The sequence below is a fragment of the Alkalihalobacillus phoenicis genome (genome assembly GCF_047302405.1).
Taxonomy (GTDB): Bacteria; Bacillota; Bacilli; order Bacillales; family Bacillaceae_D; genus Alkalihalobacillus.
The window spans coordinates 2,019,233-2,041,142 of sequence record NZ_CP154853.1 but is presented as its reverse complement, the minus strand read 5'-3'; the positions used below and the strand labels follow the sequence as shown (position 1 = coordinate 2,041,142).

The window sequence follows — 21,910 nt, the reverse complement described above, 5'->3', positions numbered from 1 at the left end:
ATAATGAAATGATGATAACAGGATTTAAGAGGATAAAAAGGGGTTAATACAAACATGAATAGCAAAGTAGCAAGTGAATCAAAAACGGTTTTAACTGATCTTGTTTTACCACCAGATACCAACTTTCATGGTACGATGTTTGGTGGGAATGTGATGGCGAATGCTGATAAAGTAGCAAGTATTGCCGCAATGAGACATGCTCGGGCAGCAGTTGTAACGGCTTCAAGTGACAGTATGGATTTTATTGCACCTGTTCACACAGGGGAGGCGATTTGTATAGAAGCTTATGTAACGTATGCAAGAAAAACCTCCATGGAAGTGTATGTAAAAGTGGAGGCGGAAAATTTAATTACAGGCGAGAAGAGACTGACAGCGACTGCTTACATGACTTTTGTTGCTTTAGATAATACAGGGAAACCAACGGAGGTTCCGAAACTTATTCCTGAAACAGAAGAAGAGAAATGGCAATATGAAGGGGCAGAACAACGCTTTAGTATTCGTAAACAAAGAACAGATGCAAGAAAAAAAAGACAGGCCGAAGTCGATAAGCAATAACCTGCCTTTGAACATATAACGTTATGGAAAACTTTTTTTAAGGAGCGGCGAAAGCCATTCGTCGTTCTTAACCTTCTCCATTCGTTTGACTTACATGGTTTTTATTTTTCGTTTTTTTTGAACCGCTTAATGGGGCGGGCTGACCAGCGTTGCGACGGGGATCCTTTGCTGAATGACGTTCTTTTTTGGTCATACGGTGATGGTCCATATTAAGTAGTATCCTCCTTTTAGCGAGATTCGTTTTATCGCTTTAAATTGAATCATGTACAATCAAGGGTAGCGTTTAAGTGCTGTTATTGGCGTTTTTTCGTTTTTTTGTTGTTTTGTTTCTCTAATTCACTCAAAGGCTCTTGGGCTGTTTCTTCTGCGTATAGTGACTGGTAACCAGCTCCATTTCCTTGAGATTTCGCATGATTCATGTTTGGAATGATATGATTTGATTTTTTCTTCATAATATAAAACACCTCCATCTCTAGTTTGCCCGAATGGAACGTCCTCATTTTAGCAAATAATTCCTCGGTCTAAAAAACAGAGTATTCTTATATTTTTATCCTTAAAAGATTTATTCAAATTTGAAAAATTTTATTTATTCTTTTATTAAGTTTTGCTATTCTATAGAAGGGATATCGTTTGAAAAGCAATTAAAGCGTTTTCTTTTGGGCTGTATAGATTTTTTTATATACGTTCGAAATTTAGACAAATTTAATTGTATGCGGTATTATTGATTTGGAGGAGGGAATACATATGTCAAAAAATTTAGATGTTTATCAGTCACAGAAAACATTTAGTGTTGGTGACAAGTCGTACAAGTATTATTCCTTAGACGCTTTAGAGCAAGCGGGGATCGGTGAAGTATCTAAATTACCTTATTCCATTAAGGTGCTTTTGGAATCTGTGCTTCGTCAATATGATGATTATTTTATTAAAAAAGAGCATGTTGAAAACTTAGCGAAATGGGGAACAGACGGTCAAAATGAAGATATTTCCGTTCCGTTTAAACCATCTCGTGTTATTCTACAAGACTTTACAGGTGTGCCAACAGTCGTGGACTTAGCAGCACTTCGTAAAGCAATGGCTGATTTAGGTGGAGATGCAAGCCAAATCAATCCAGAAATTCCGGTTGATTTAGTCATCGACCACTCTGTACAAGTTGATAAAGCAGGTACAAGTGATTCTTTAATTTATAATATGAATTTAGAATTTAAACGTAATGCAGAGCGTTATGAGTTCCTTAGCTGGGCGAAAAAGGCATTTGATAACTATCGTGCTGTACCACCAGCAACTGGTATCGTTCACCAAGTTAACTTAGAGTATTTAGCAAATGTTGTGCACGCTGTTGAAAAAGACGGTGACACGATCACATTCCCAGATACATTAGTTGGTACCGATTCACATACAACGATGATTAATGGTATCGGTGTTCTTGGATGGGGTGTTGGGGGAATTGAAGCAGAAGCAGGAATGCTAGGACAACCTTCATACTTCCCAGTTCCTGAAGTAATCGGGGTTAAATTTACTGGAGAACTTCCAAGTGGCACAACTGCTACAGACGTAGCCCTTAAAGTAACACAAGTTCTACGTGAGAAAAAAGTGGTTGGTAAATTTGTTGAATTCTTCGGTCCTGGACTTGAATTTATGCCACTTGCCGATCGTGCAACGATCTCAAACATGGCACCAGAGTACGGGGCAACCTGTGGATTTTTCCCAGTAGATGCGGAGTCTCTTAACTATCTTCGTTTAACAGGGCGTTCTGAAGAGCAAATTGCCTTAGTTGAACAGTATAGCAAAGAGAACGGTCTATTCTACGTACCTGGTGAAACTCCTGACCCAACTTATACAGATGTTGTGGAAATTGAGTTATCAGAAATTGAAGCGAATCTTTCAGGTCCTAAACGTCCTCAAGATTTAGTTCCACTTTCTGATATGCAATCTTCTTTCCGTAATGCCGTTGTCGCTCCACAAGGAACACAAGGTTTAGGGTTAACAGAAGATGAATTTAACAAAGAAGTTGAAGTGAAGTTTAACGACGGTCGTGAAACGACAATGAAAACAGGTTCAATTGCTATTGCAGCGATTACGAGCTGTACAAATACTTCTAACCCTTACGTTTTAATCGGTGCTGGTTTAGTAGCGAAAAAAGCGGTTGAATTTGGTCTAGAAGTGCCTGAGTATGTCAAAACATCCTTAGCTCCTGGTTCAAAAGTTGTTACTGGTTATTTAACGGATTCCGGTTTACTTCCTTATATGGAAAAATTAGGTTATAACATCGTTGGTTATGGCTGTACAACATGTATTGGGAACTCTGGTCCATTAGAAGATGAAATCGAAGCAGCGATCGCTGATAGTGACTTAACTGTTACATCTGTTCTTTCAGGTAACCGTAACTTTGAAGGGCGTATTCATCCACTAGTGAAAGCCAATTATTTAGCTTCACCACCATTAGTCGTAGCTTATTCATTAGCGGGTACAGTTGATATTGACTTGAGAAACGACCCAATTGGTACTAGTAAAGATGGAAAGTCTGTCTACTTTAGTGACATCTGGCCAACGGCTGAAGAAATTAGAAAAGTTGTGAAAGAAACGGTTACACCTGAATTATTCCGTCGTGAATATGAGGATGTATTTAGCAGCAACGAGCGTTGGAACGAAATTGATACAACAGATGATTCACTTTACAAATGGGATGATGATTCTACTTATATTGCCAACCCACCGTTCTTTGAAGGTCTTTCAAAAGAGCCTGAAGAAATCAAACCATTAACTGGTTTGCGTGTCATCGGTAAATTTGGTGATACGGTCACAACGGACCATATTTCTCCAGCTGGTGCGATCGGTAAAGATACACCTGCAGGGAAATATCTATTATCTAAAGGTGTTGAGCAAACGGACTTTAACTCATACGGTTCTCGTCGTGGGCACCATGAAGTGATGATGCGTGGTACGTTTGCAAATATTCGTATCCGTAATCAAATTGCTCCAGGTACAGAAGGTGGATATACAACTTTCTGGCCAACAGGCGAAGTGATGTCTATCTATGATGCGGCAATGAAATACAAAGAGTCTGATACAGGCTTAACGATTCTTGCTGGTAAGGATTATGGAATGGGAAGTTCACGTGACTGGGCAGCTAAAGGGACAAACCTTTTAGGAATTAAAACGGTTATCGCGGAAAGCTATGAGCGTATTCACCGTAGTAACCTCGTGTTAATGGGAGTTCTTCCTCTTCAATTCAAAGATGGAGAAAGTGCTGAAAGCTTAGGTTTAACTGGTAAAGAGACAATTGAAGTTCAATTACCAACAGATGTAAAACCTCGTCAACATGTTACAGTTATTGCAGTTGATGAAGCTGGAAACAAAACAGAATTTGAAGCATTAGTACGATTTGATAGTGAAGTCGATGTAGATTACTACAAACACGGCGGAATCCTTCAAATGGTATTACGCCAAAAGTTAGCTTAATCAAGTTAAAATAATAAAAGAGGGTCAGTCAAAAAAGCCCTTTTAAAGTAAAAAGTCATGAGAAGAGCCAATCTTCCATGGCTTTTTTCAATTTGAATGCTTTTTCCATAACCAAAACGGAGCCAGCGCAATACCCGGAGACTTCCGATTCATCCGCGGAACGCGTAGGGTATGGAGCTGGCGGAGTAAGCTGACTAATGTAACTCTATATTTTAACGAGCAGACTCCCGATCTCCCGTGATTGCTGCAGGCATGCAGCATAACCAAAATAACATATAATTTGCTATTTTTTTCGTTGTTTGATTAACTAAATTAAAGTGTTTCGTTTCATAAGGAGTAATTTTTAGGGAATGGGGTAACGAACATGATGGAAGAATATCGAGAAATATTATTAAAAATAGAAACAGCCATACATAGTATTGGAAAATATGTCTTGCCGCAAATCGGCCACTTAAGTCAAGTCCAACTTACTAAAAAACAAGAAGCTATCTTATTTTTATATTTAAGAAATCCAAAGATTACTTTAAAAGAAATGGCTGACTATTTAGAAGTGAGTAAAAGTGCAATCACACAATTAGTAAATAAGCTTGAGGAAGATGATTTGCTCATTCGTACAATCAAAAAAGAGAATCGCCGTGAAGTACAATTAGAACTGGGAGAAAAGGGGAAAAAGATTAAGGAAGAATTAGATAAGTTTGAACAAAAAGTTTTAAAAGAATATTTTACAAAAATCCCAATGGATGATTTAAAGCAAGTATCTAAAACAGTAGAGATGTTTGAAAAAATTGTAAGGGAAGAAGCGAAAAGAACAAAATAAACTAGGGATAAATTACCAAAGACTATTTTTTTATGAAGAATGTGGCGGATTTGTTACATGAATTTGTGAAGTTAAGGGAACAGCCATTTAAATCGGCATATTCATTGACATATGAGAATAACAAATTTAACATGGGATTTAATTAAGTAATTTAACTGTTAAGAAACTTAACTGTAAAAAAGGAAATAAGTTATAGAAAAGGAGTAGGAGCTTAGTATGACAAATTTTTCAATAAGGCGACCGAAATTTACGATCGTCGCGATGCTTTTCTTTTTAATATTTGGATTTGTATCGTTAACTAATTTACCATTACAATTGTTCCCAAATATTAACCCGCCCATTGCTGCGGTTGTAACAAGCTATAATGGGGCAAGTCCTGAAGAAGTATTGGATAGAGTAACTGTACCTCTAGAAAGCCAGCTGTCCACCACTTCTGGTTTAAAAAGAATGACCTCCCAAACGTCTGAAGGAACGGCGTTAATTTTATTAGAATTTGATTGGTCCGCATCAATTGATGACGTTGAGTTAGATATTATTAATACGATTCGTCAAATCCCTCTTCCTGATGGGGCAAATGAACCGAGCTTTTTAAAATTTGATCCATCAATGATGCCAACTTTACAATTGGCGATAACCTCAAATGAACCCGTCGCGGAATTCCAAGATATTGTTTTTGATTTGCAAAGCGAAGTGACAAAAATCCCAGGTGTTGCAAGCGTCAATGAATCTGGCTCGATTATTGAAGAAGTTCAAGTGTACTTAGATCAAGATGAACTTGTCGCTACAGGTTTGACTCAAGAGGATGTAGTGGGTATTATTCAAGCTCATAATGTCGCGATGCCTGGTGGAACGGTGATAACCGATGAGCTTAATTTAACAACTCGTGTCATTAGTGAATTAACAAGTGTGGAAGACATTGAACAATTAGTCGTAAGTGTGAATCCTCAAACAGGAGAAGAAATTCAGCTTACTGATATTGCCTCTGTTGAAATTGGTGCAAAGGATCGTCAAGTGATTACACGTGCTGATCAAGAAGAAGCGATTCAGTTTACGGTCATGAAGGAATCCGAAGCAAATACAGTCGCCGTTTCAAATGCAGTAAATGATCGTTTATCTGAAATGCTGAATGAATCAAAATATGAGGATTTAGAAGTAGTCTCTTTATATGATGAAGGGGAATTTATCAACTTATCGATTAATAGTGTGACAAATGCCCTAATCTTTGGTGGAATCTTGGCGATGCTCGTTCTATTTTTCTTTTTAAGAAATATGAGGACACCATTAATTATTGGGATTGCGATACCATTTTCCGTTATTACAACTTTTGCGTTTATGTATTTTACTAACATCGGTCTTAACTTAATGAGTCTCGGTGGCTTAGCTCTAGGAATAGGGATGTTAATTGATAATGCGATCGTCGTTATCGAAAATATATATCGACATTTATCGATGAGAAAGGATCCAAAACTAGCAGCACTTGATGGAACAAAAGAGGTTGCCGCAGCGATTACCGCTTCTACATTAACGACAATATCCGTTTTCTTGCCAATCGTTTTTATAAGCGGATTAATAGGGAATTTATTTGCTGAATTTGCCTTAACGGTATCTTTTAGTTTAATTGCTTCCTTAATTGTAGCTGTTACTGTTATTCCGATGATTGCTAGTAGATGGTTAAAAACCCCTACTGAAAACTTAGAAGAAAAACGAATCCAGTCCAAATCGATGCAAATGTTGAAATCGGCAGCTGAGTGGGTGCTTAATCACCGTATAACAGTGTTAATGATTACCGCTATCTCTCTTGTTGTTGGTGGTCTTGGTTTAACAACGGTTGGAGTCGAATTTTTACCAGACAGTGATCAAGGCTCCTTTACAATTGATATTGAAATGGAAAATGGAACTTCCTTAGCGCGTACTCAAGAAGCTGTTGAGTCCGTTGAAGAGATTTTGAATGACCATAATGAAGTGGCTAATTACGTCAGTACAACTGGATCAACAGCAGAAAGTATGGGTGGTGGAAGCAGTCACCAGGCTCAAATCCAAGTATCGATGGTTGCTCTTGACCAAAGATCGGTAAGTACAAGTGAATTTATAGAATCGATAGAGAGGGATTTAACTCGTGCCGATAGTGACGCTGATATTTCTGCTTCAACCTTAACAGCACTTGGTGCAGATGCTAATACGATTACCTTTACGATTAGTGATGCAAATCCAGACCGTCTCTATGACCACGCTGAGGAGTTACAACTAGAGTTAGAAGATTTAAATATGGTTCGGACTGTTGAAATAAGCATTGAGGAACTTGTTCCAGAAATTGCGATTGAAGTTGATCCGGAAGCAGCTCGTGAGAATGGCCTTGCTCCAGCTCAAATCGCAAACGAAATTAATAGACTCACGACAGGTCAAACAGCTTCTAGTATACAAACAGAAGACCATGATATTTATGACATTGTCGTTTCACTACATCCCGATTTTATTGAGGATATTGATGCCTTAGAAAATATCCAAATTAGGAATTCAGCGAATGAATTTATTGCCTTAAGTGATGTCGCCGAAATTGTTGAAGGAGAAAGCACGGCCACCATTAATCGTCTTGAACAAGAGGAAGCGGTTGAATTTACGGTTTTCTATACAACAGACACGACGTTAAATGCGATTACGAATGAAATTAACACGATCGTTGATGATTTAGACTTTGGTGATACAACAAGTTTATTTTATGGTGGAGAACGTGAATTATTGGATGATTCAATTGGCAGTATGATACTGGCTCTTGTACTTGGGATTATTTTCATTTACCTAGTAATGGCGGCCCAATTTGAATCTTTTAAAGCGCCATTTATTATTATGTTTACTGTGCCACTTGTTGTCATTGGGGTTGCTTTTATTTTAACGATTACGCAAACACCAATTGGCATTACGGTCTTTATAGGGGGGATGGTCTTAATTGGAATTGTCGTGAATAACGCGATCGTATTAGTTGATTATGTGAACCAGTTAAAAGCACGGGGAATGGCTTCCTATGATGCGTTAGTAAAAGGGGTTCAAGATCGTACTCGTCCGATTGTCTTAACTTCTTTAACGGCGATTTTAGGAATGGTTCCTCTAGCGCTTGGTATTGGAGAAGGGGCTGAAATGCAACAACCGATGGCACTTGTTGTCATTGGAGGTTTGATCAGTAGTACATTCCTATCCTTATTTGTAATACCAGTTGTTTACAGTCTGTTAGATAGTGAAATGCGTAAAAAGAAAAAACGATATGTCACAGTGGAAGGTGAATATGTTGAAGTAGAGGAACTTAAAGAACTCCCTCGTGAAACAAGACAACATTCTATCGTCTTACCAACTGAAACAGAAGAGACAATAGCAGAAGAAGTAAAAAAAGACAAAAAGGACGATGAGAACGAAAAAGAAGAAAACTCTGAATCCCACAACAAAAGTGAAGAGAAAACAGATATTTCGAAAGAAGAGATTCTAGAATTGTTAGAACGAATTGTTGACTCTTCGAAAAAGAAAGATTAAAACGGTCAAAATCGAGACAATATAAAAGGTTAAAAAGAAGTAGATGGAAGGCGTAGTGCTTTTTCATCTACTTCTTTATTTTCGTTTTTTATGGCGGGGATCTTCATAAAAAAGGGAGGAACGGTTAAACTAACGAGCGATATCAATTAAAGGAGCTGGTCCATTATGGTCTCTCAAAAAAGAGCAAAAAAAGACAGTCAAACAAAACGAACAAAAATAAATTCGCAAACCTCTTTTCCAAAAGAAGATTTTCATTCAGGTTCATTTGCTGAAATTGAAGTCGCGAAAATGAGCGAGAAAGGTTTTAAAGAAGATAAAAGTGAGTAACTCAACTTTCGCATCAAGAAAATCCGTTCAACGACACGTTTGAAAAGCGAGAACATACTATCACACCAAACGGATAAACTGCGCATCAAGAAAAAATATACAATGTACAATGCCCTCCGGCGGTCGCTCCCAAACAGACACTCCGCGTCCTGCAGGAACCTCATGAGCCTCCTCAGCACACTTGCGGGGTCTCATTGGACGGTTTATTCCTGCGGGAGTCTCCGTGTCTGTTTGTCCGCTAGATAATGGAATCGAATCTAGGTTCAGTTTTCTCATTGAACAAAAAAACAGTCATTACTTCAACGTACAGTAGCTTGAGAATGATTTTTCTCCTTCCATGACTCATTCCGTTACAGTTGTAAACAAATCAGTGTGGATGCTCTGTACATTAGCTAGATGATCGAGCTTGTTTATCCTGTATTTTGATGACTACAGACTTAGGAAAAAATAGGTGGTAACTACCTATTTAGTTCCATAACCAACAAAGTGAAAAAGAAGGTTCTTCTGCGTTAGAAATAGCTGATTGAGAATGGCCCTATCATCAAGCATCTCCCCTACACTTAGCGGACAAAACCATACGGAGACTCCCGCGGGAATAAACCGTGGAGCGAGACCCCGCAGGTGTGCCGAGGAGGCTCGCAAGGTTCCCGCAGGACGCGGAGTATGGTTTTGGGAGCGACAGCCGGAGCTCTTAATTTTAATGCACAGTTTCCTTCAACAGCCTACGAAGAGATGTGTTCAGACTGTCAACGATTGAACCGTTCATGTAAAGTCAATTTGAGTATTGTATCGCCCTAAAGTTAATCTTTATCAACGGTTAAAGGTCAATTATACGCTGCGAAAGTTGAGAGAGTAAATCGTACAGAGTGATAAACGAAATCGTTTAGAAAGAGGGTGGGACGAGATGTTTGAGTTTTGGACAGGTGCTGAAACCCTACCTATATACGGATTTTTTATTCGAGGTGTGATCGTTTATCTTTACATTTTTTTATTAGTAAAGGTATTGGGGCAGCGTTCAATGAGTTCAATTGATCCTCTAGATTTTATTTTTGGAGTTGTCATTGGGGATATTCTCGGGGCTCCTTTAACCGATGGCGAATTACCGTTAAAAGGTCCGATGACAGCGGCCGCCGTTATCGCGTTTATTCATTTTGCGTTATCCTTAATTGCCCTTAAAACCCCTAAATTTAGAAGAGTCATTGAGGATGAACCGATTATTATTATTCGTCATGGTATCATTTTAAATGAGCAATTAAAAAAGACACGGATTACATTAGAACAACTGATGATGGATTTACGGTTAAAAAATGCAAGTAACTTAGCAGAAGTTGATTATGCCGTACTTGAAATGAATGGTCAAATCAGTGTAATCAAAAAAGATAAATATAATCCAATTACTTTAAAAGACAAAAATAAATCGCCTAAGTCATCTGGTTATTCAACCATACTCATTCAAGATGGGAAAGTGGTTGAGAAAAATGCTAATAAGGTAGGGGGAATGAATAAAGTAAGAAAGCTCATACAGAAAAAAGGGTATGCAAATGTAAGAGATATTTTTGTGATGAGTATGAATGAAAAAGGAGACGTGTATATCAGTCCTAAACAAAAAAAGAAATGAGGGAAGTATAGAACCTCTTATATGTAGGTAAACTATAAATTAAAGAAAGGGGTTTTATTATGAGAAAAGTCAGAAAATTATCATTTGAAGAATTAGTTCGAGAAAATAAAGAAGAGATTTTAAATGATGAACAACGGATGGAACAATTAGAAGAACGATGGGAGAAGCGCCATTTATCAACAAAGTCCTAAAGGCATAAATCATTCAAAAAAATCCACCCTATAAAGTAGGAGGGGATTAAATGGCTAAATCGCAACATGCCTTTGATAAATTTCGACCGAATCATTTAGGAACACAACCACGTAAAAGTGATTCAAATAAAGGCAAAAAAATGAACAATAAAGGAAATGAGCAACCAGATTATATTCCGCCTAAAGGGTAATAAGAAAAAAAGAGGGCTGTCCCAAAGTCATGAAAATGACCTTTGAGGGTTCAGCCCTTCTTTTCGTCTTTTTTTAGAGGAATTGAATTGTTGATTCGTTAGAAATAAATAGACAACCCCTTGAATACTGTTAACTAATAACGAATTCATTTTATTTGGGGGTTTAATTAGTATGAGGTCAATTTCTGGAGTGAGAGTCCTATTTTATATATATATCATCGCTTTGATTTATTTAACGTTATTTGCATGGAATTATGGAGCTTCTTTAGGAGAAGCAGGTCCTGGTGGCCGGAATTACAACTTAATTCCTTTACGAAGCATTTATCGGATAAGTATTTTCAGTGATTCAATCATCGATCCATTCAAAATTTTAATCGGAAATATCATTTTATTTATACCACTTGGATATTTATTACCACAATTACTTAAAGCAAAAAAGCGGTTTATTCTTATCACTTTATATGGTTTTTTAACTTCAATGACGATTGAATTACTTCAATTCACGTTTTTGTATCGTGTGGCGGATGTCGATGATTTGATTTTAAATACATTAGGGGCAAGCATTGGTTTTGGGATGTATCAATGTCAGCGCTTGATGAATAGGAGAATTATTTTCTTTCAAGTGAAAAAACGCTGATTGCACACCCACGGTTAAGCTTTTTAAAAGTGCGTTTGTTTTTAAAGTTTGTTAAAATTGGACTGTAAATAGAAAGTGGTGAGTATGTTGATCGAACACAAATGGTCGCTAGAAGAAATTGATGAATGGTTAATAGAAATAAAAAAATCCTCTCACCCTTTTTCAGAAGCGAAGGCTTTAGCTTTGTTAAAGCAATTGGAGCGAATGGAAGATAAAGAGGACGAAACATTAGAAAATGGACAATCAAAAAAGGGGAAATTAAAAACTTGTCTATATACGTTGTTAATCGAAAAAAGGTATGAGCGAATAGGCCAATATGACGGGCTGATGTATAAATGGCTTGAACAAGCATTATTGTTTGACCCGACCAATCTAGAGGTGAAAAAATGGCAAGTGGAATTTGTATTACAGTCTTATAGTGAGATTGACATTCCGACAGCTTTTCCGACCATAAGAGAAACCGATCATCATTCGGCTAAAAAGGAAAGAGCTGAGCAATATTATCAGTTTGCTGAAGCTTATTTTGAGAATCTTGAAAGAATCGAAAAAGCGTGCCAAGAGTTAGAGCAAAGTTCAACTCATTTAGAAGACGTTCCTCGTTATTCATTGATTTTACAATTACGCTCTTTATATAAACAAATGGAGGAGCCCTTTTTATTGATTTTAAAAGCAACTAAGGAATATGCGAAATCGATTTCGGGTATTTATTACTCAGCCGAACAATTAAGGCAAATCAAAGAGGCGACAGAGAACATTCAAAAGGTTGCCGAACAATGGAATAAGCAAATGGAGCAACTTACGTCAACTGATCATGAGGTTTCTGCCTTAAGCCAGCTTGATAAAATGATTGGTCTTGAACCAATTAAAGAAAGAATTGAAAAGCTTTATCAATATTTGCAATATCAAAAAAGAAGAACTGAATTAGGATTTTCCGCAAAAGATGAACTTAGCTTACATATGATTTTTACAGGGAACCCAGGCACGGGAAAAACGACACTTGCACGGTTAATGGCCAAAATCTATTATGAACTAGGGTTACTTGAACATTCGGAAGTACATGAAGTGGACCGTTCCCAATTAGTAGGAGCCTACGTTGGTCAAACCGAAGAGCAAACACTACAAGCGATAGAGAAAGCAAGTGGTGGTGTGCTTTTTATTGATGAGGCGTATAGTTTAAAACGTTCTGGTGCCTCTAGTAATGATTATGGGCAAACGGTTATTGATACTCTAGTCTCTGCCATGACTAATGAAAAAAAAGCTGGAACGTTTGCTGTTGTTTTAGCAGGTTATCCGGATGAAATGAATGTATTTTTGCGCTCTAATCCAGGATTAAGAAGTCGATTTCCGGAGCAAAATCACTTCCATGTCGAGGATTATTCAAGTAAAGAGCTTTTACGAATTGGTGAAAAAGTCGCATCTGAGAATGATTTTCTTTTATCAGAACCAGCCAAAAAGGCTTTGCTGGAACGAATAGAACGTGCACAGGTGGATGAATCTTTTGGCAATGCAAGAACGGTTAAAAATATTATTTTAGATGCGATCTTTGAAAAGGGAGCCAAAAGTACTGGTGAAGAAGCTGGGACCGCTGACTATGTTTTATTAGAAGAAAAGAACTTTCTTCCGGAAGGTGAAAAGGACCAAGAGCAAAATGCTCAATTAGAATTGAAGTCATTGATTGGTTTAGAACAGGTGAAAATGGAATTGGACAAGCTGACATCCTTTATTAAAGTTCAACAGCTGAGAAGAAAAGAAAACTTGCCAACAAATGCGATTCAACTGAATACGATTTTTTCTGGTGCTTCTGGTACAGGTAAAACGACCGTTGCCCAAATTTATGCTCGAGTTTTAAAAGAGCTTGGGGTGTTAAAAAGAGGTCATTTAGTGGTCGCTAGTCGCTCTGAGTTAGTCGCTGGTTATATGGGGCAAACAGCGGCAAAAACGAAGGAAAAAATACGTGATGCCTTAGGGGGCGTTCTGTTTATTGATGAAGCTTACTCCTTATTTTCTGATGGGCGCGGTGATTTTGGCAAGGAGGCAATTGCCACATTGTTACAAGAAATGAGTACTCACCAAGAAAATTTAGTTGTTATTTTAGCAGGTTATGAAGACGAGATGGAAGGTTTAATCAACAGCAATCCAGGAATTCGCTCGAGATTTCCAAAAAATATCGTCTTTTCTTCTTATAAAAAAGCTGAATTACAAAAAATGATGGGCCAAAAGGTGAAAAAGTTAGGCTATCAGTTGACAAAAGAAGCGGAACTGTTTTTACAAAAAATTATTCCAGATGCAGGGCATCAAGGCAACGGTCGATTTGTCGTTAATACAGTCGAGCAGTTGATTCAGTTACAAGCAGAACGAATTGTAAAAGAAGAATCATTTGAAGTGAATGATTTAATGACGTTAACTAAGAGCGACTTACAACAACTAGTCAAGGATAAAGAGGAGGAATGATGATGAAAATCGTATCTACAAATATTGCCGTACGTTACGCAGAAACCGATCAAATGGGGGTGGTCCATCATTCGAATTATGTTGTTTGGTTTGAAGTTGGTCGTACGGAATTTATTAAAGAGTTAGGGTTTAGTTATGCGGAAATGGAGAGAGATGGCATTTTATCACCTGTGATTGATTTGCAAGTTTCGTATAAACAACCGACAACTTATGGGCAAGAAGTGGCAATACATACGTGGGTGGAGGAATATGATGGGCTACGTGTGAAGTATGGATATGAAGTGAAAAACAAAGCAGGTCAACTGTGTGTGACTGGAAATTCGGTTCATGTTTGTGTGAAAAAGGACACCTTCCGACCGATCTCCATTAGGAAAACATTACCTCATTGGCACGAAGCCTATGAGAAAATTAAAAAGAAGTAAACGAAAAATAATAGGGGAACATAAAGGGAAATCGTTCATCCTCTTGTTCTTTTGTTAGAAATGTTTCATAAAGGGTATGGGTTGTTATATCGAGTTACTTTACGGAGCATTAATGTCCACGTAAAATAAGGTTATATGCTAAAATAATGAGGAGAGAACAGCGGAATAGAGTGAAACAAATAGCTCCATCCACATCTATTATTTAGCTAAAATGACTTGAAGTAGGTGGATTTAGTTGGCGTTTGGGATTACAAGGTATGAATTATTAGCTTGGAAAGAGCGAGTGAATAAAGGCGAAATTGCTTTTATGACACATTATTGGTATGACGAGCGCTTTCCACAATGTAATACCGTGACAAAAGTGGGCTGTGTCAATCTTGGGAAGCTAATCGAATGGGGAAAAAAGTATCAGCTGCAACCGAGTTGGATTGATACTAGAAATGATTATCCTCATTTTGACCTTTTAGGAGAGAAACAAATAGAAATATTAAAAAAAGAAAATCAGTGGTCTCAAATGGAAAGATTTTTTGAAGAGACCCCCACTTAAACGAGTTTGAATAGGAGGCAAAATGATGACAACAAAAAATCAAGAGCTTATCATCGCTGCGTTAGAGGCTCAACCAGAAATTAATGTAGAGCATGAAATCAGAAGAAGAGTCGAATTTTTAAAAGATTATCTTGTTAAAAGTGGTGCGAATGGCTATGTGTTAGGAATTTCAGGTGGACAAGATTCCACTCTTTGTGGAAAATTAGCTCAAATGGCTATCGATGAGCTTCGGAATGAACAAAAGGAAAAAGATTATCAATTTATTGCGATGCGTTTACCTTATGGGGCCCAATTAGATGAAGAAGACGCTCAAGACGCTTTAACATTTATCGAGCCAACGAAATCGATTACGGTTAATATTAAACCAGCCGTAGACGCAGCAGTAAGTTCGGTTCAGGAAGCTACAGGCGAATCGCTTTCCTTTTTTAATCAAGGAAATACAAAAGCAAGGGAGCGGATGAAATCTCAATATGATGTGGGAGCCCATTTCGGTTGTTTAGTTATTGGGACCGATCATGCTGCAGAGGCGATTACTGGTTTCTTTACGAAGTTTGGTGATGGTGCTTGTGATATTGCTCCATTATTTGGTCTAACAAAAAGACAAGGAAAAGCTTTGTTAAAAGAGTTAGGAGCACCCGAGCATCTTTATACAAAAGCACCAACTGCTGACTTGGAAGATGATAAACCAGGCATTCCAGACGAAGTAGCTCTTGGAATGACGTATGACCAATTAGACGATTATCTTGAAGGTAAAGAAGTTGAAGCTGAAATGGCCGAGAGAATTGAATCAAGATATTTCAAAACGGAACATAAAAGACAGCAGCCAGTGACGATTGCTGATAGCTGGTGGAAATAAAAGAAAAAGAAAAGCATGAAGCTTGTATATCCATCATATCTATAATTGATATCAACAAGATTAACAACGAGTAGTATGATTCAAGGAGAGGACCAGATATGAAGGGGAAAATTGTACTTTTAGTAAGTTTATGTGTTTTACTTGCACTTGTCGTGGTTTATTTGAATAGAGAATCGTCATCGACTGAAACAGTTTCACCAAATAATGAACAATCACAAGAGGAAGTAAAGTTTGGCACACAGGAAATTCATTCATTAGAAATTTCGGTTAATGACGTTCGAAGTGAATCTGTTCAGGAAAATGGGGATAGTCAACTTGTTGTCGTAGATATTACGATAAAAAATCAAGGGCAAGACGTTCGAAACATCAGTCTATTAAACTTTACGCTGGTTGATGGAGAGGGTTATGCATATAGTCATTCCTCTCATTCAGAGTTAAAAGGAATTTTAGGTGGACAACTTCATTCTGACCGAAAAAACCGAGGGGAAATAGCCTTTGAAGTACCCGTTTCTTCAGAATATGAGCTTGTTTATACGGAGCATACGAGAACAGGACAACTCATATGGCCGCTGGAGTTAGACTGATCATAAAGAATCAAGAGGAGATAAATACATTCAGATGAGCAATCAACAGGCAGATTTACATATGCATTCAACTGCATCAGATGGGGGCTATACTCCAGCTGAACTCATGAGAAAATGTAAGGATGTTGGCTTACAATATGTTGCTTTAACAGACCATGACACAGTGAGTGGGATTAAAGAAGCAGAAGAAACAGCAACCGAACTAGGAATGACCTTTATTCCCGGGATTGAGCTTTCGACTAAATTTAAGGGAAAAGGGGTTCATATTCTCGGTTATGGGATTGATGTTCATGATGTTGACTTTTTAACGATGCTTACTCAGCAACAAAAACAAAGGGAGAAACGGCTTGAGGTGATTTTAACGAAACTAAAAGCTTGTGACATTGATTTAGAGAAAAATGATGTCTTGCAATTTGTTGATGGTGGTAGCATTGGCCGACCTCATATTGCCAAAGCCTTAGTGAAACGAGGATTTGTTTCTGATGTTGCCGAAGCTTTTGACCTTTATTTAGCAGAAGGAAAGCCAGCTTTTGTCGGTAAAGAAAAAGAAATGTCGGTAAAAGAAGCGATTGATTGGATTCATCGGACCGGTGGATTAGCGATTGTCGCTCATCCAGGTCATTATGGATTAGATGAGTCGATTATCGATTGGGTCAAAAATGATTCATTAGATGGAATTGAAATTTATCATCGTGATCATTTAGAAATAGAACAACAAAAGTATCGTGACATACAAACAAAAATCGAACAAGCGTTAAATAAATCTTTAGTGATAACGGGTGGTTCAGATTTCCACCACGAAGATTATGGCAGGACGATTGAACCTTTAGGCCAAACGAGGATTGATAATGCTTATGCTGTTCAGTTAATCAAAAGGTTAGAGAAGAAGCGATAAGCTCGCTTTTTCTCTTTTTTGGGTGAATGAAGTCAAAAAAGGACTGGTTGTGGGGAGTTCAAAGGAGGGAAATGATTCCCAAAGGAGCAGTTGCGGAAGGTCAAAGGGAACCAAAGGCCCTCAAAGAATTCCAAAGCCATTGAATAAAAGCCGCAAAGGGAATCAAAGGCCATCAATGAAGCCCAAAGCCATCAAATAAAAGCCGCAAAGGGAATCAAAGGCTCTCAATGAATCCTAAAGCCATCAAATAAAAGCCACAAAGGGAATCAAAGGCTCTCAAAGAATCCCGAAGCCACTGAATAAAAGCCGCAAAGGGAACCAAAGGCCCTCAAAGAATCCCAAAGCCACTGAATAAAAGCCACAAAGGGAATCAAAGGCCATCAATGAAGCCCAAAGCCAGCAAATAAAAGCCGCAAAGGGAATCAAAGGCTCTCAAAGAATCCCCAAGCCACTGAATAAAAGCCGCAAAGGGAATCAAAGGCTCTCAAAGAATCCCAAAGCCAGCAAATAAAAGCCACAAAGGGAATCAAAGCCTCAATAAAAATACTTAGGTAAGGAGACAATCCTTATTGAATTATTACCTTCATACGCTATTGGTGATTGGCATTAATAATGATCATGTTTCATTTTCCGCTTGAGAACACTTTATTACTTGTGATTTGACGGAATTTCCTCCGTTATACCCGTGGATTCTCGATGTGGCTTTCAATGACAATTTCTTGTAAGGCTTGAGTGGCTAATTGATCGGCTTCTTTATTTTGCTCACGTTTGATTTGGGTATAATGAATCGTTAATCCTAGTGCCGCTTCCTTTTTCTTAATTCGTTCATACCAAGGGATATAGTGCTCTTCATAACATGGCCACTCATCTGTTAGCTGGTTAATGACAACAAGGGAATCTGAGTTAATTTGTACAGATTGAAAATGAACACCGAGCTGCTCTAAACGCTCCAATAGAAAATAAAGGGCGGCATATTCGGCTTCATTATTGTCTATTAATAATTCGTTCTGTTGATTGGCTTTAAGCCGCCATTTTTTCTTGTTTTGTTCATAATAAATGACGACGCCGAGTCCGCTATTTTTATTTTTTACATCATAGCCACCATCAAAATAGGCGACGATGTTTTGCGGCTCTGTTTCTGTTTCTTTATTTAATTTGATCAATTGTTTAGTCGTCCAATAAGTTCCAGCTTGATCATACCATTCTAATGTTTTGACTCTTCCTGTTTTTTCGAGGTCTGCTGCTAAAATGAGAGCTTCCGGTAACGTCATTTCAGCACTTGTCATTTCAAATGTTTGGTTGGATTTAGCGATTTTATAAGACCAAATGGCGTGGACTTTCATGCTTTTTCCTCCTTTGTTATTATAAACCGATCTAAATGTTGACAAGTTCGATCTTTATCTATAGACTATCATTTTTATAAGGGATTTATTTTGAACATTTTATTATCTGAAATTTTATAGTATTTTGATTTGTGTTATGCTACATATTAAAGAGAGTGTCAACAGCTCGGAATTTTTCCGATGAACTGTACAATAAAGAGAAAAACTAGAGAGTAAAAGGAGTAGGACGGTATGCCAATTAAAATTCCAGACCATTTACCAGCAAAGGAAATTTTGAATCAAGAAAATATATTCGTTATGGGTGAGAGCCGTGCGTACATGCAGGATATTCGCCCATTAAAAATTCTTATTCTAAACTTAATGCCATTAAAAGTACAAACGGAAACCCAGCTTTTAAGGTTACTTGGAAACACACCGCTTCAAGTAGATATTTCCTTTATCCATCCGGACACTCATCAATCCAAAAACACATCCTCTGAGCATTTACAAGCTTTTTATAAAACCATTGATGAGGTGAAAATGCAAAAGTTTGATGGCATGATTATTACAGGTGCACCAATCGAAAAGCTGCAATTCGAAGAGGTTGATTATTGGCCTGAATTGCAAATGATCATGGACTGGAGTGTAGATAATGTGACATCGACTTTACATATTTGTTGGGGGGCTCAGGCTGGCTTATATCATCATTATGGGATTGAAAAAGTAATGGTTCCTAAAAAAGTGTTTGGTGTATTTAACCATCAAGTATTAGAGCCAACTGTGAAGTTATTAAGAGGCTTTGATGATGAATTTCTAGCCCCTCATTCCAGACATACGGATGTCAATTTATTAGATATAAAAAATCACCCGGATATACAAATTTTAAGCATCTCTGAAGAGGCAGGGTTATATTTATGTGCCTCAAAAAATGGCAAACAAATTTTTGTCACTGGCCATTCTGAATATGATACCGATACGTTGCAGCAAGAGTTTGAGCGTGATAAGGCAAGGGGCCTTAATATCCAATTGCCTCGCAACTATTTTCCAGATGATAATCAGCTCGCCCTTCCGAAGTTAAAATGGAGAGCACATTCAAACTTATTATTCTCCAATTGGTTAAACTATTATGTTTATCAAGAGACCCCATATGATTTTACAATCTAAGGTTTTATTCATGCCGAGCATGTGTTTGTCCATCGTTTAAAAACAGCGAAACTCATCGCTGTTTTTTCTATGGATTAGAAATTTTTGATGGAGCTCATCATATTTGGCTGAAACAAGGTCAAACTAGAAATAATCTTCATTTTGGAAAAGAGGTGATGAAAATGCCATTGGTGACGGAAAAAAAGACGGTCTTTTTATTAGATGCAGACGTGTATTATGAGTATTATTATTCTGAATCACATAAAATGAGACCGGTTTTAGTTTTAATCCATGGTTTTATTTCATCCTCTTATTGTTATCGAAAAATGCTTCCATATTTAGTGAAGAAATTTGATTGTCTTTTAATTGATTTGCCTGGTTTTGGTAGAAGTGGTAAAAGCAAAGGATTTCGATATTCCTTTGATAATTATGCCAATTTAGTGTTAGCCCTAACGAAATTGTTAAAAATACGTGAAGCGATTTTAATAGGACATTCAATGGGGGGGCAAGTCTCTCTTTATACAGCATTAAAAGACAAAAAATTGGTTAAAGCCATCATCTTATTAAATAGCTCGGGTTATTTAAAAAAGGTGAAACGTTCTTACTATTATGCAAGTTATCTTCCGTTTGCTGATCGTTTTGTTAAATGGTGGATCGAAAAAAAGGATTATGAAATGGCGATTCGACAAGTTGTTTATAATCAGCATATCGTTAATCATGATGTGGTATTAGAATATAGTCGTCCATTACAAGAAAAACAATTTTTTCGTTCTATGCTTTATTTGATTCGTGACAGGGAAGGGGATTTATCGAAGGAGCAACTTCAAAAAATTACACAGCCATGTTTAATTTTATGGGGGGATGAGGACCGAATTATTCCATTAAAAATAGGGCGGCAATTAGCACGTGATATTCCAAATAGTATGTTTTATTGTTTGAAGAAAACGGGGCATTTAACACCTGAAGAAAGACCAAAGCAAGTTATTAAGCATTTTTTTCAATTTCTGAAACAACATAAAGTGGTCATCTGAAAACCAATTCGTCTTCATTTTTAGAATTGGTTTATTTTAGTTGACATGAGAATGTTAACTCCTTCAATATGCTATAATGGGATGTAATGGTTTTTGAGGGAGGCAAAGCGATGGACCCGTTAGATGTCATGATGAATAAAGATAAAATCATTCCATACTATCAACCAATTATTAGTGCAGATAAACAATTAGTGATCGGCTATGAAGTGTTAGCCAAAATGATAACGGAAGAAGGAAATAAAAGCTTAGGCTGGTTTTTCCGAGATCGTACAATTCCAGATGAATACCGATTAGAAGTAGAGGATTATGTGCAAGCAACGGCGATCGAGCACTTTCAACAAGTTGGTCAAAAAGTGTATTTATTTTTTAATTATGATGCAAAATTACTCTTACAAGATAATGGTGAAACTTTAATCAGACGAATCGAATCGGTTCAAGAAGTTGAAGATTTAAAAGAACGCATTGTCCTTCAGTTAGATGAGCAGCTCATATCCAATCAAGCAGATAAGTTTAAGCATTTGTTAGCATATATTCAAAGTACAGGTATCCAGATCGCGGTTAATAATATTGGTTTTAAGACGTCTAATTTAGATAACTTAGCTTTGTTAAAACCTAATATTGTCAAAGTGAATGTCGCTTTTTTAGAGGAAGATTCATTGCCACATTTATATCGAGAAGTTCATCATTCGATTTCGATGCTGTCACGAAAAATAGGGGCAACATTATTATTTGAAGGCATTACGGGTTTTAATCAATTAAATTATGCTTGGCGCAACGGTGGTCGTTATTACCAAGGTGATTACTTAATCCAAGCGACTCGTCAGTTTATTGCGTTAGATAATTGCAAAGAAAAAATACAAAAGGAATTTCAACATTTTATTACTTTTGAACGACGAAAAGTAGAAGCCCAAATTCAATTATTAAATTTAATCAGTCAAAAAATGAAGCATTCGGTCAAGGAAATTCAAGACACGGAAAGTTTGGATCAATTTATTTTAAAGGTTGCGGCTGAATGTCATGATTTTGCGTTTCGGGTATATATTTGTAATCAGGATGGCTTTCAACAAACCGCTAATGCCGAAAAAAATGAGCTGGAAAAATGGGAGCTGCATCCAGAAGGGCGTAATAAAAACTGGAGCTGGCGTCCTTATTTTTTGGAAAATATCGTTCGAATGAACATTGAGAAAAAAGGTTTATTATCTGATTTATATACAGATATCGAACGAGATGAGCGAATACGGACGTACTCCTATCCGATCTCAGACTCGTTATATTTATTTTTAGATATTCCCTACGATTATTTGTTTGAACAAGATGGTTTATTGTAAAAAAACGAGAACCTCAA

At 37.3% G+C, this 21,910-nt stretch carries 21 protein-coding genes; 18 read left to right on the top strand and 3 right to left on the bottom strand.

Annotated elements, in window-relative coordinates; all coding sequences use genetic code 11:
- Positions 1-54 precede the first annotated feature (54 nt).
- Positions 55-555 carry an acyl-CoA thioesterase gene (locus AA0017_RS09695; protein WP_413381339.1) on the top strand — a complete coding sequence of 167 codons (501 nt, stop codon included), beginning with the start codon at positions 55-57 and terminating at the stop codon, positions 553-555.
- Between the two features lie 67 nt (positions 556-622).
- Here AA0017_RS09695 and AA0017_RS09690 read toward each other — a convergent pair whose 3' ends face one another.
- Both AA0017_RS09690 and sspO read right to left on the bottom strand, forming a co-directional pair.
- Positions 623-763: a small acid-soluble spore protein P gene (locus AA0017_RS09690; protein WP_413381337.1), complete on the bottom strand. Its 141-nt coding sequence runs from the start codon at positions 761-763 to the stop codon at positions 623-625.
- Positions 764-848: 85 nt separating this feature from the next.
- The gene (gene sspO, locus AA0017_RS09685; protein WP_413382525.1) at positions 849-1,010 is read right to left on the bottom strand and encodes a small acid-soluble spore protein O; all 162 of its coding nucleotides are present in this window, start codon (positions 1,008-1,010) and stop codon (positions 849-851) included.
- Positions 1,011-1,299: 289 nt separating this feature from the next.
- Between sspO and acnA the strand changes: the two genes are divergently transcribed.
- The 14 genes from acnA to AA0017_RS09615 all read left to right on the top strand — a co-directional run bounded on the left by acnA (position 1,300) and on the right by AA0017_RS09615 (position 17,069).
- Entirely contained in the window at positions 1,300-4,014 is a 2,715-nt protein-coding gene (gene acnA, locus AA0017_RS09680; RefSeq protein WP_413381335.1) for an aconitate hydratase AcnA, read from the top strand.
- Positions 4,015-4,378: 364 nt separating this feature from the next.
- Entirely contained in the window at positions 4,379-4,831 is a 453-nt protein-coding gene (locus AA0017_RS09675) for a MarR family winged helix-turn-helix transcriptional regulator (protein ID WP_413381333.1), read from the top strand.
- Positions 4,832-5,047: 216 nt separating this feature from the next.
- Positions 5,048-8,350: an efflux RND transporter permease subunit gene (locus AA0017_RS09670; protein WP_413381331.1), complete on the top strand. Its 3,303-nt coding sequence runs from the start codon at positions 5,048-5,050 to the stop codon at positions 8,348-8,350.
- 165 nt (positions 8,351-8,515) lie between these two features.
- Positions 8,516-8,677: a hypothetical protein gene (locus AA0017_RS09665; protein WP_413381329.1), complete on the top strand. Its 162-nt coding sequence runs from the start codon at positions 8,516-8,518 to the stop codon at positions 8,675-8,677.
- A 904-nt stretch (positions 8,678-9,581) separates the two neighbouring features.
- The gene (locus AA0017_RS09660; protein ID WP_413381327.1) at positions 9,582-10,295 is read left to right on the top strand and encodes a DUF421 domain-containing protein; all 714 of its coding nucleotides are present in this window, start codon (positions 9,582-9,584) and stop codon (positions 10,293-10,295) included.
- Positions 10,296-10,354: 59 nt separating this feature from the next.
- Positions 10,355-10,486: an FbpB family small basic protein gene (locus tag AA0017_RS09655; protein WP_003324038.1), complete on the top strand. Its 132-nt coding sequence runs from the start codon at positions 10,355-10,357 to the stop codon at positions 10,484-10,486.
- Between the two features lie 50 nt (positions 10,487-10,536).
- On the top strand, positions 10,537-10,677 hold the full coding sequence (locus AA0017_RS09650; protein ID WP_003324037.1) for an acid-soluble spore protein N: 141 nt from the start codon (positions 10,537-10,539) through the stop codon (positions 10,675-10,677).
- 172 nt (positions 10,678-10,849) lie between these two features.
- Positions 10,850-11,314 carry a VanZ family protein gene (locus AA0017_RS09645; RefSeq protein ID WP_413381325.1) on the top strand — a complete coding sequence of 155 codons (465 nt, stop codon included), beginning with the start codon at positions 10,850-10,852 and terminating at the stop codon, positions 11,312-11,314.
- 84 nt (positions 11,315-11,398) lie between these two features.
- Positions 11,399-13,765, top strand: coding sequence for an AAA family ATPase (locus AA0017_RS09640; RefSeq protein WP_413381323.1), 2,367 nt, complete (start codon positions 11,399-11,401; stop codon positions 13,763-13,765).
- Positions 13,766-13,767: 2 nt separating this feature from the next.
- Entirely contained in the window at positions 13,768-14,187 is a 420-nt protein-coding gene (locus tag AA0017_RS09635; RefSeq protein WP_413381321.1) for an acyl-CoA thioesterase, read from the top strand.
- A gap of 235 nt (positions 14,188-14,422) precedes the next feature.
- On the top strand, positions 14,423-14,734 hold the full coding sequence (locus AA0017_RS09630; RefSeq protein ID WP_413381319.1) for a hypothetical protein: 312 nt from the start codon (positions 14,423-14,425) through the stop codon (positions 14,732-14,734).
- Positions 14,735-14,759: 25 nt separating this feature from the next.
- Positions 14,760-15,590 (top strand): ammonia-dependent NAD(+) synthetase, encoded by an 831-nt coding sequence (nadE, locus tag AA0017_RS09625; protein ID WP_413381317.1) that lies wholly within the window; start codon positions 14,760-14,762, stop codon positions 15,588-15,590.
- Between the two features lie 98 nt (positions 15,591-15,688).
- Positions 15,689-16,174 carry a DUF4352 domain-containing protein gene (locus tag AA0017_RS09620; protein WP_413381315.1) on the top strand — a complete coding sequence of 162 codons (486 nt, stop codon included), beginning with the start codon at positions 15,689-15,691 and terminating at the stop codon, positions 16,172-16,174.
- Between the two features lie 34 nt (positions 16,175-16,208).
- Positions 16,209-17,069 carry a PHP domain-containing protein gene (locus AA0017_RS09615; RefSeq protein WP_413381313.1) on the top strand — a complete coding sequence of 287 codons (861 nt, stop codon included), beginning with the start codon at positions 16,209-16,211 and terminating at the stop codon, positions 17,067-17,069.
- Positions 17,070-17,746: 677 nt separating this feature from the next.
- On the opposite strand, the gene AA0017_RS09610 is transcribed toward AA0017_RS09615, so the two are convergent.
- Positions 17,747-18,412, bottom strand: a complete 666-nt coding sequence (locus tag AA0017_RS09610) for a reverse transcriptase-like protein (RefSeq protein ID WP_413381311.1) — start codon at positions 18,410-18,412, stop codon at positions 17,747-17,749.
- A 231-nt stretch (positions 18,413-18,643) separates the two neighbouring features.
- On the opposite strand from AA0017_RS09610, the gene metA reads away from it, so the two are divergent.
- The 3 genes from metA to AA0017_RS09595 all read left to right on the top strand — a co-directional run bounded on the left by metA (position 18,644) and on the right by AA0017_RS09595 (position 21,893).
- A complete protein-coding gene (gene metA / locus AA0017_RS09605) occupies positions 18,644-19,555 on the top strand; it encodes a homoserine O-acetyltransferase MetA (RefSeq protein WP_413381309.1) in 912 nt (303 codons plus the stop codon).
- Positions 19,556-19,716: 161 nt separating this feature from the next.
- Complete coding sequence (locus AA0017_RS09600; protein ID WP_413381307.1) at positions 19,717-20,565, top strand: alpha/beta fold hydrolase; 849 nt, start codon at positions 19,717-19,719, stop codon at positions 20,563-20,565.
- A 110-nt stretch (positions 20,566-20,675) separates the two neighbouring features.
- Positions 20,676-21,893, top strand: coding sequence for an EAL-associated domain-containing protein (locus AA0017_RS09595; protein WP_413381306.1), 1,218 nt, complete (start codon positions 20,676-20,678; stop codon positions 21,891-21,893).
- Positions 21,894-21,910: the final 17 nt, after the last annotated feature.

Excerpts from the sequence above, each read along its gene's own strand:
- acnA (WP_413381335.1), top strand. The coding sequence starts at position 1,300 with ATGTCAAAAAATTTAGATGTTTATCAGTCACAGAAAACATTTAGTGTT.
- AA0017_RS09655 (WP_003324038.1), top strand. The coding sequence starts at position 10,355 with ATGAGAAAAGTCAGAAAATTATCATTTGAAGAATTAGTTCGAGAAAAT.
- AA0017_RS09610 (WP_413381311.1), bottom strand. The coding sequence starts at position 18,412 with ATGAAAGTCCACGCCATTTGGTCTTATAAAATCGCTAAATCCAACCAA.
- AA0017_RS09635 (WP_413381321.1), top strand. The coding sequence starts at position 13,768 with ATGAAAATCGTATCTACAAATATTGCCGTACGTTACGCAGAAACCGAT.
- AA0017_RS09645 (WP_413381325.1), top strand. The coding sequence starts at position 10,850 with ATGAGGTCAATTTCTGGAGTGAGAGTCCTATTTTATATATATATCATC.
- AA0017_RS09690 (WP_413381337.1), bottom strand. The coding sequence starts at position 763 with ATGGACCATCACCGTATGACCAAAAAAGAACGTCATTCAGCAAAGGAT.
- AA0017_RS09695 (WP_413381339.1), top strand. The coding sequence starts at position 55 with ATGAATAGCAAAGTAGCAAGTGAATCAAAAACGGTTTTAACTGATCTT.
- AA0017_RS09600 (WP_413381307.1), top strand. The coding sequence starts at position 19,717 with ATGCCATTGGTGACGGAAAAAAAGACGGTCTTTTTATTAGATGCAGAC.
- AA0017_RS09595 (WP_413381306.1), top strand. The coding sequence starts at position 20,676 with ATGGACCCGTTAGATGTCATGATGAATAAAGATAAAATCATTCCATAC.
- metA (WP_413381309.1), top strand. The coding sequence starts at position 18,644 with ATGCCAATTAAAATTCCAGACCATTTACCAGCAAAGGAAATTTTGAAT.
- AA0017_RS09675 (WP_413381333.1), top strand. The coding sequence starts at position 4,379 with ATGATGGAAGAATATCGAGAAATATTATTAAAAATAGAAACAGCCATA.
- AA0017_RS09660 (WP_413381327.1), top strand. The coding sequence starts at position 9,582 with ATGTTTGAGTTTTGGACAGGTGCTGAAACCCTACCTATATACGGATTT.
- nadE (WP_413381317.1), top strand. The coding sequence starts at position 14,760 with ATGACAACAAAAAATCAAGAGCTTATCATCGCTGCGTTAGAGGCTCAA.
- AA0017_RS09670 (WP_413381331.1), top strand. The coding sequence starts at position 5,048 with ATGACAAATTTTTCAATAAGGCGACCGAAATTTACGATCGTCGCGATG.
- AA0017_RS09620 (WP_413381315.1), top strand. The coding sequence starts at position 15,689 with ATGAAGGGGAAAATTGTACTTTTAGTAAGTTTATGTGTTTTACTTGCA.
- AA0017_RS09640 (WP_413381323.1), top strand. The coding sequence starts at position 11,399 with ATGTTGATCGAACACAAATGGTCGCTAGAAGAAATTGATGAATGGTTA.
- AA0017_RS09650 (WP_003324037.1), top strand. The coding sequence starts at position 10,537 with ATGGCTAAATCGCAACATGCCTTTGATAAATTTCGACCGAATCATTTA.
- AA0017_RS09615 (WP_413381313.1), top strand. The coding sequence starts at position 16,209 with ATGAGCAATCAACAGGCAGATTTACATATGCATTCAACTGCATCAGAT.
- AA0017_RS09665 (WP_413381329.1), top strand. The coding sequence starts at position 8,516 with ATGGTCTCTCAAAAAAGAGCAAAAAAAGACAGTCAAACAAAACGAACA.